This window comes from Argonema antarcticum A004/B2, from assembly GCF_023333585.1.
GTDB lineage: Bacteria > Cyanobacteriota > Cyanobacteriia > Cyanobacteriales > Aerosakkonemataceae > Argonema > Argonema antarcticum.
In genome coordinates, this window is sequence record NZ_JAIQZN010000036.1 from 61,672 (window position 1) to 67,858 (window position 6,187).

Genomic DNA, 6,187 nt, shown 5'->3' on the forward strand with positions numbered 1-6,187 from the left:
AAAATTCGATTTTTACCGGATGATATAACTGTTGAGGCCCAGGTGGGAGAACCGCTGCTGGAAGTGGCCGATCGCGCGGGAGTTTTCATTCCCACTGGCTGCCTCATGGGTTCTTGTCACGCCTGCGAGGTGGAACTTGAGGATGGTCACTGCATCTGTGCTTGTATCGCCGCAGTACCGGCTGGGCGCGAATACCTAACTATTAATCTTTTCGTCGATCCCACTTGGTAGTGGGATTCTTTTCTTTCACCTACTATCAGCCTAAAGTATTTATGTAAAAGGAATCAAATGATCGCAGAAGATCCTCTTGTAAAAGAAGCATGGCAAGCACTTGAAAATTCGATTATCTACTATCAAGAACGTCCGGTTGGCACAATAGCTGCCCGCGATCCGGATGTCCAAGCACTCAATTACGATCAGTGCTTTATCCGAGATTTTGTCTCTAGTGCTATTGTTTTTCTGCTCAAAGGTAGGTCGGAAATTGTCCGCAATTTCCTTGAAGAAACCTTAAAGCTACAGCCAAAAGAAAGGCAGTTGAATTCTTCTAAACCTGGCCGAGGCTTGATGCCAGCAAGTTTTAAGGTAGAATCTCTAAATGGGAAGGAACGTCTGAAAGCAGATTTTGGCGAACACGCGATCGCTAGAGTTGCACCCGTTGATTCCTGTCTCTGGTGGATGATACTATTACGGGCTTATGTAAACTGTACAAAAGATACCAAACTTGCCTATCGAGAAGATTTCCAAGAAGGTATCAGGCTAATTATGGAACTGTGCTTAGTAGCCCGGTTTGATATGTATCCCACCCTTTTGGTTCCAGATGGCGCGAGTATGATCGATCGCAGGATGGGGCTTTCCGGGCATCCTCTGGACATTCAATCCTTATTTTATGCTGCTTTGCGGGCTGGTGGCGAACTTCTTTTCCCCAATCAAGATAATCAATACCTAATCAAAGCAATTCGTAGTCGCCTTCCTGCCTTGATCGAACATATTCGAGAAAATTATTGGCTAGATACTCACCGTTTGAATGTGATTTATCGTTATAAAGTAGAGGAGTACGGAGAAGAAGCTCTCAATAAATTTAATATATATTCAGATTCTATTCCCTTTCATAAACTGACAGAGTGGTTGCCAGAAGACGGGGGCTATTTAGCAGGTAATCTAGGCCCTTCTCAGATAGATTGCCGCTTCTTTTCACAGGGAAATTTGATGGCGATCGTTTCTTCTTTAACAAATAAGCATCAGTCGCTAGGAATCTTAAACTTAATCGAAACGCAATGGGAAAATCTGGTTGCAGATATGCCGATGAAACTTTGTTTTCCCGCTTTAGAAGACTTAGAATGGAAAATTCTGACTGGTTGCGATCCTAAAAATAGACCTTGGTCTTATCATAATGGTGGAAGTTGGCCTGTATTGCTCTGGATGTTAGCCGCAGCCGCTCAGAAAATGGGTAGAATAGATCTGGCTCATCGTGCGATTAATATTGCTGAAAAACGTTTGAACACCGATCTATGGCCAGAATACTATGATGGTAAAAATGGCCGCCTGATTGGCAAAGAAGCGAGGAGATATCAAACTTGGACGATCGCCGGTTACTTATTAGCAAAAGAATTAGTAGATAACCCAAATCATCTAAAATTAGTTTGTTTTGGGGAATACCCGGAAGTCGAGTAATTCTAAGATTGAGTGTAAGCTTTGAGAGCGTATTCTTTAAATCGTTCTAAATCTGCCTGAATAGTCGATTCAACAATGCGTCCTAAAAAGAGATTATCCATGAATTTACCAAGCCAACCAGGAATACCATAAGCTACTGTCAGTTTAACAATGCTGCTACCGTGGCGATCGTAAAAGCGAATCGCGCCCCGATTTGGCAAACCATCGACGGATTCCCACTGAATAATCTGGTTGGGTATCATTTTGAGGATGCGGGAAAGCCAGGTGAATTCCAATCCGCCACTAGCTAGTTTCCAACGTGATAGCTCTGGATTCTCTGATAAAATTTTAACGGATTCAATCCACTTCATCCAGCGAGGCATTTGTTCGAGATCGGACCAGAGGTTCCAGGTAAAGTCAATCGGAACCGCTACTTCTACTTGTACGCTATGTTCTAGCCAATCTGACATTTTGGTAATTTTGGATGAGAGAATTTTGGATTTGGCAATCTCAAATCTGAAATCTGAAATTACCGATGACTTATTACCTAGTTTTTCCGAGCTAAAATTGCCTTGGCTGCTTGACGCCCAGAAAGAGTAGCTCCTTCCATACTATCGATGTAGTCTTGTTGAGTGTAACTACCTGCGAGGAAGAAATTGGCAATGGGGGTTTTTTGATTTGGACGATAGAGATCCATACCTGGGGCTTCGCGGTAGAGAGACTGGGCGAGTTTGACTACACTGTACCAGGTCATGTTCAGATCTCGCGCAGAGGGGAAGAGATCGTGAACTTGTTTGAGGACGTGATGCGCGATCGCATCATTACTCTCTTTTATAAACGGATCTCCCGGCGTCAGTACCAACTGCAACAGAGAACCTTGTCCAGAACGATAATAATCGGATGGGCTAGTCAAAGCCATGTCCGCAAAGCAGGAAAAGTCAGCATCAGCCGTATAAAGGAGATTATCAATTCCCACAGCATGAGCCAACTGTTTTTGTGCTTGGGAATCGTCGAGTTCCGTTACCCAGCCATCAAACCGCAGCTGCACCGTCGCTACAGGCACCGTATCTAACTTATAAATATTATCGAACTCCTTCCACTTGCGCCACTCTGGGGGCAAAACGCGCTGAATTCCCGGCACATCGCAGGCGCAGACATAGGCATCGGCGGTGATAGTTTCTTCGGTTTCGCCTTTGGCAATTACCAAGCCGGTAACGCGAGTTTCTTCTTCCCCGGTGAAGAGAATTTCTCGCACGCGGCGACGGGTATGTATTTTCGCCCCTCGTGCTTCCAGGTATTCAATGATGGGTTTGTGTAAATATTCGTAAGGGGAACCTTCCAGCATTCGCAGCACCGATGCTTCGGTTTTGGCGGCAAAAAACTGGAAAATGGTGAGCATACAGCGGGCGGAAATATTCTCGCAGTCGATAAAACCGAGTGCGTAGGCGATCGGATTCCACATCCGCTTTAAGCTGCCATCGGAACCGCCGTGGCGTCTGAACCAGTCGGCAAAGCTAATTTTATCGAGATTGCGGATATTTTTCATCGCGCCCTCAAAGTCAACCAAGCCGCGAACTAGGGGACTGGTGCCGAGTGCGATCGCATTCTGAATTTTATCTTGCACCGAGAGTTGCGACGTGGTGAAAAATGCCTTCAAACCGTTGAAAGGCGCACCAGTGATGAACCGAAAATCCAATTCACCTTTTATGCCGCCCCGGTTGATGAAGGTATGGGTATGTTGTTTGAGGCGCAGATTTTCGATCGCCCCCACTTTCTTCATCAAATCGAACAACTGATAGTAGCAACCAAAAAAGACGTGCAAACCCATCTCAACATGATTGCCATCGGCATCTACCCAGCTACCGACTTTACCCCCCACAAAGGGACGAGACTCAAATATTTCTACTTCGCAACCGGCATCGACTAGATCTACAGCCGTAGCCATTCCAGCCAATCCCGCCCCGACGATCGCAACTCGCATTCAGCCTTTCCTGCTCAGGTTTCTCTAAAGATTTTACTCCTTTCCCGCTAGAGATGATTATCTAGGGGCGAAGCATTCCGGCCATAATCTGTCGTTTTAGACATCAGCTTTTTCCCGGAATGCTTATAAGTGAAGTACCTACACTAATTCGGAGTACCAAATATAGTGTAGGCTTCGAGTTTCATCCGCTCTGCCTTCTGTGGGAACAAGTCCGTACCGAGTACGGTGGAAGGTCTTACAAAGCGTCCGGAGGTTTGTCCAAGCGTCCCTAACTCCCGTAACCCCAAAGGATTACCCTCGCAGCCACCCTGCTTCCCAGGGCAGTTATAAATTTTGTTCGGACAACACCGCATGGATTTATTGCAATAGCAGACCAGCTAGCAGTGTTCTTTCCCCGATCTCTGATCTATCTGCGGCAAGCATATTACTGCTACTTCGGAATTAGCCTGTCTGTATACGACACATTCGGGTGGGTCAACGACCACTTATATACTAGCATGAATATGTTCGCATTGTGTTCATATCATGAACACAAAAGATTTGCATATCCGGATGACTGAACGTAGATACAATAAGCTTCGACTATATGCCACCTCTAAGGAGAAATCAGTCACGCAACTAATAGAAGATTGGGTTGATAGGTTGCCTTGTCCAGAAATTGATGACTCCTTATCCACCCACCTCCCTCATCAGCCTGCGGCTGATATAGGTCAGTAGGTGTATTCGTCGCCATCCGGCTTATATCCCGCCGCCGAATCGAAGCGATTATGGCGGGGGACTTACGCCGAAAGAGTTAAACGTAAAACTGCCGCGACCTTATAAACGGGGTTTCTTGGACAATACCTTCGCCAAACTGAAAAATGGACGCGCTTTGTAGGTTGGGTTGAGGCACGAAACTAGGGCAAATGTGTTGGGTTTCGCTCGCGCACGGGCCCAACAAAGCAAAGAAATGGCGAAGGTATTGTTGGAGAAACCCTGTTTATGGGTGTTCAGTTTATTTACTCCCACCTACTTAGCCCCTCAAATCGCTAACATTTCTTGTTCTTCTGTAATAGCTGCGAACACATCGGGAGAAAACATTTCCCACAGCACCTGAAAATAGGGCATAAACTTTGCCGACTGTTCAGGAGTTAAGCGACTGCGGATTTCCTGACCCAACAAATGCAGCATTTGCCGCAACAGTTCCCACTTCACACCTAAGACAGGATACAGCATCACGCACAGAGGGAACAACTCCTGTTGGATGGCGGAGATGTCTCCTTCTAAAGCGCACACCCACAAATACACTTGGAACATCTCCACATCCCTGATACTAGAAATTCGCACTACCGGATCGCTCAACGCACCGCTGTAGCTGCGATAACCTGGGTACAATTGGAGCGTCCGCTGTGCTATCTTTTTGGCAATCTTTGTGCTATCCGGTAACAACTTCTGCACGGCTGCCAAGACTGGCGAGTTATAGTCATGTTCTGCTGCCGCTTGATACGATCGCTGCAAGGGCATATAAAAGTGGTCGTCAATCACTTTGAAATAAGCACCCACTAGCACTTGCTCGACGGGAGAAAGCGTCTCCAGCAACATCTGGCTGGTGTAGTGTAGCTGCATACTTACAAAACCCTTGACGCGGGGATCGTGCGCCGTGTACTTCTTCTGAAGTCCCCCGATTTCATCGCCTATCAGCGCTGCTAGCTGGCTGGGGGCAACTTGCTCGGTGAATACTTCCAGTGCTTTTCTATTGAGTTCGTCGGATGAATCCTCCAGTCCCAGCTGCACAGAAAGACGCCTCGTCGGTGCTTGCTGAGTGTATATTTCGAGTGCTTTGTCGTAAATGCCAAAGGAATCTGCCGCAATTTCCCAAGGATTGATTAACCTGGGGTTTATCTTATGCCTATAAACTTCTTTTGCTAGTAGCGCTTCGGTTTTGTTCCAGGCTTTGGCGCTGACAGATCTAAGCGAGTGCATTAATTTTTCTGCGGTTCGCGCCCTGGCAGCTTTGGATACAACATCTTCTAAATTATCCGAGTCTTTCCCTAGTTCATTCTGGGAATTAACTTGTAGGTTTTCAACGTACTTTTTTGCCCATTGATGAGCTAATGATTGAACGCTTCCTTTAGCCATTTTTCTCTCGTTTGGTAGATGGTTATTTTCTGGTAATGACTTAAAGAGTTTTAAGTTCAAATTGCCGCTCCTCAAAGTAAATTTCCTATCTGAAATTCTCAATTATAAAATAAATTTCTGGCGATATCCACTGGTTGTCCAGTCGCGTTTTAGGGTGATAATCTAATGTTTAACACAGGATTTTTTTTAAAACAAGTATAGTAAGTAACATTAGAAAAATCTTCTTTATTTCTTTATAAAAATGACTTTGTATGAGGTTATGGTTGATAGCCGTGAGTAGAAAAGAGCCGTAACTAAGTGTAACTACTGAGGGGTGTGGTCATAAGTAGTTGGTTGAAACGAAAAGCTTTTCTTCTGGGCTTTGTCCTCCTTGTCCCCCTTGTCCCCCTTGTCCCCCTTGTCCCCCTTGTCCTCCTTGTCCTCCTTGTCCCCCTTGTC

General features: G+C 45.7%; 6 protein-coding genes. 3 read left to right on the top strand and 3 right to left on the bottom strand.

Going from position 1 to position 6,187, the window contains the following annotated elements:
• Positions 1-231: 2Fe-2S iron-sulfur cluster-binding protein (locus LAY57_RS16865; RefSeq protein ID WP_249067947.1), on the top strand; the 231-nt coding region annotated here is incomplete at its 5' end.
• Positions 232-288: 57 nt separating this feature from the next.
• A complete protein-coding gene (locus LAY57_RS16870; RefSeq protein WP_249067948.1) occupies positions 289-1,671 on the top strand; it encodes a glycoside hydrolase 100 family protein in 1,383 nt (460 codons plus the stop codon).
• A gap of 2 nt (positions 1,672-1,673) precedes the next feature.
• Here the strand turns inward: LAY57_RS16870 and LAY57_RS16875 are convergent, their stop codons facing one another.
• Together LAY57_RS16875 and zds are read right to left on the bottom strand one after the other, a co-directional pair.
• Positions 1,674-2,120: an SRPBCC family protein gene (locus tag LAY57_RS16875; RefSeq protein ID WP_249067949.1), complete on the bottom strand. Its 447-nt coding sequence runs from the start codon at positions 2,118-2,120 to the stop codon at positions 1,674-1,676.
• 77 nt (positions 2,121-2,197) lie between these two features.
• Positions 2,198-3,631 carry a 9,9'-di-cis-zeta-carotene desaturase gene (gene zds, locus LAY57_RS16880; RefSeq protein ID WP_249067950.1) on the bottom strand — a complete coding sequence of 478 codons (1,434 nt, stop codon included), beginning with the start codon at positions 3,629-3,631 and terminating at the stop codon, positions 2,198-2,200.
• A 552-nt stretch (positions 3,632-4,183) separates the two neighbouring features.
• Here zds and LAY57_RS16885 point away from each other — a divergent pair.
• Positions 4,184-4,348, top strand: coding sequence for a hypothetical protein (locus tag LAY57_RS16885; protein ID WP_249064666.1), 165 nt, complete (start codon positions 4,184-4,186; stop codon positions 4,346-4,348).
• A 303-nt stretch (positions 4,349-4,651) separates the two neighbouring features.
• Here LAY57_RS16885 and LAY57_RS16890 read toward each other — a convergent pair whose 3' ends face one another.
• A complete protein-coding gene (locus LAY57_RS16890) occupies positions 4,652-5,809 on the bottom strand; it encodes a bilin-binding protein (RefSeq protein ID WP_249067951.1) in 1,158 nt (385 codons plus the stop codon).
• Positions 5,810-6,187: the final 378 nt, after the last annotated feature.

Bases quoted from the DNA above. Each gene is read 5' to 3' on its own strand.
- LAY57_RS16870 (WP_249067948.1), top strand. From the start codon at position 289: ATGATCGCAGAAGATCCTCTTGTAAAAGAAGCATGGCAAGCACTTGAA.
- LAY57_RS16875 (WP_249067949.1), bottom strand. From the start codon at position 2,120: ATGTCAGATTGGCTAGAACATAGCGTACAAGTAGAAGTAGCGGTTCCG.
- zds (WP_249067950.1), bottom strand. From the start codon at position 3,631: ATGCGAGTTGCGATCGTCGGGGCGGGATTGGCTGGAATGGCTACGGCT.
- LAY57_RS16885 (WP_249064666.1), top strand. From the start codon at position 4,184: ATGACTGAACGTAGATACAATAAGCTTCGACTATATGCCACCTCTAAG.